Below are 1,936 nucleotides of genomic sequence, written 5' to 3' on the forward strand. Positions count from 1 at the left end.
TGCCCTGATTGTCACAGCCAATAGCGCAAAGGGCAGCTTTGGCAGTTTTGCCCAAGACGGGGCGGGAACAGCCATCACGGCGGCCCTTGCGGCCAAAGAAGGTCAGGTTCCGCACTGGGGCCAGAACGGCTTGTTTGTTCTGGAAACCGGACATGGCCGGGTATTGGTCGATTTCACCTGCCCACTCGATACATGCAGCAGCTTTGGCTTTATAGCCATCGACCTTGGCCTGCCGTTCATTTCCGAGACCGGCTTTCGTTCGCATTTTTATGCTGAATGGCCGCCGCTAAGTGTTCAGGAAGCCGCCGCCGCAATTTTCTGCAAATATGCCGAGACCGAGGTGATGATGAATATCGAACTCGAATACCGGCAGAGGCGGGCGACTTCTTTGCCTGACTTTGTGCAAGCGTCCTGCACCACATTTCAGGGCGTTCTGACAGAGACGAATGACAAAGGGCAAATCGGATTTTAGTTCTGATTGGCATTTTGGCATTGATGTGGAAACCCGTTAGATAAGGAATCATGGCTGATCTGAGTTGTTTGTTTGCCTGAACCCTACATGTTTGCGGGGAGCCAAAGGACTACTTCGGGAAAGGTAAGTAGCAGCCCAAGCATCATGAAAGCTGCAACGAGGTAGAGCATCAAACCTATGAAGATTTCTTTCTGCACCTTCTACCATGAAACAGAGACACCAAACCAGATTGGATCATCGCGCGGAATATTGAGCACCGCTAGTAGCGGCCGGATAATGATACGCTGACTGCGATAGCAGCCAGCGTGCTTTAGGGCAGCAGCGGCAACGATGCTTTCCATATCGGCTCGAAGGTGATTGCCGTCTTGCAATCTCCGATTGGGGGCCGGGGCAACACACTGCATTGCGAAGCAAATCATTCCCGCGCCAAGCGAAAAATTGTTGATTAGCGTTGATCTGGTCCCGGCGAAGGCACGGCTCGCCTCGCGGGTGAAGCTTATTTTCGAAAAGAAATAAGATTAAATGCGGAAATACCAGTCATAATGCTGTTTTCCCGTTAATCAGCGAATATGTTCAATCATCAAATCATACAGATCCCGTGCGATGGCAAGGCTGTCCTGCTGGTGCTGGCGCTGGCAAAAAAGCTCGGCACTCCACCAGCCCTGATAGCCGGTTGCCTTGACCGCATCGGTCCAGTGTTTAAGGTTAATCACGCCCTTGCCAATTGGCACATCACGCAAGACAGGTTCGATCGGGATGCCACCCGGATAGGGGTTTGAATCACAAAAATGCACCCCGTAAATCAGTGATTTATCAATTTTTGCTACCATATCGGGTGTATCGCCGGAAACATGGCAATGCCAGTAGTCAATCACGATACGCACATTTTCGCGCGCTGCACGGTCAATAATTTCCAATTGATCGGCAAGGCGGTTAACCGGCGACCAGCCCAGGGCTTCCAGATACAGAACCAGCCCATAGGGGGCAGCAAGGTCTGCCAGTTTTTGCAAACTGGACGCACAAAGCGTGATTTGGTCTTTGTGATCCAGCTTTAAAAACGCATGATCCCGGCGCTGGGCGGGTTTACTTTGGCAATCCAGAACTTGCCGCACATCAAGCGGGCCGGTCAAAACTTGCACGCCCTTGGCACCAGCCATTGCCGCCATTTTAAAGAGCTTTTCTGCATCCGCAAACAAGCTGGCAGCCTTGGCATCATTGCGTTCAATATCGGGCAAATAGCCCAGGCCGGGGCAATCAAGGCCATCCAGATAGGAACGTAAATCTTCCTGCGTCAGGCCGGCGGCAAAAAACGCATCCAGTTTTGTTGCCGAAAGTTCCAGCCCGTCAAACCCGATCTGGCGTGCAATGACAGTATCCATAACAAAGGTCGCAAACCGGGCGACGGTGGGATGAAGGATCAGTTTCTGCACGTTTGCGGACATGATTAGGGTCTGGACTCAATTG

1 protein-coding gene and 1 pseudogene are annotated in these 1,936 nt (G+C 51.9%); one reads left to right on the top strand and one right to left on the bottom strand.

Annotation, left to right across the window (positions count from 1 at the left end; genetic code table 11):
• Positions 1-472: pseudogene (locus tag THS27_RS27045) on the top strand (hypothetical protein); the annotation flags it as partial.
• A gap of 560 nt (positions 473-1,032) precedes the next feature.
• Here the strand turns inward: THS27_RS27045 and THS27_RS26095 are convergent.
• Positions 1,033-1,914 (bottom strand): sugar phosphate isomerase/epimerase family protein, encoded by an 882-nt coding sequence (locus THS27_RS26095; RefSeq protein WP_085595920.1) that lies wholly within the window; start codon positions 1,912-1,914, stop codon positions 1,033-1,035.
• Positions 1,915-1,936 lie beyond the last annotated feature (22 nt).

Source organism: Thalassospira sp. MCCC 1A01428, from assembly GCF_002115825.1.
Taxonomy (GTDB): Bacteria; Pseudomonadota; Alphaproteobacteria; order Rhodospirillales; family Thalassospiraceae; genus Thalassospira.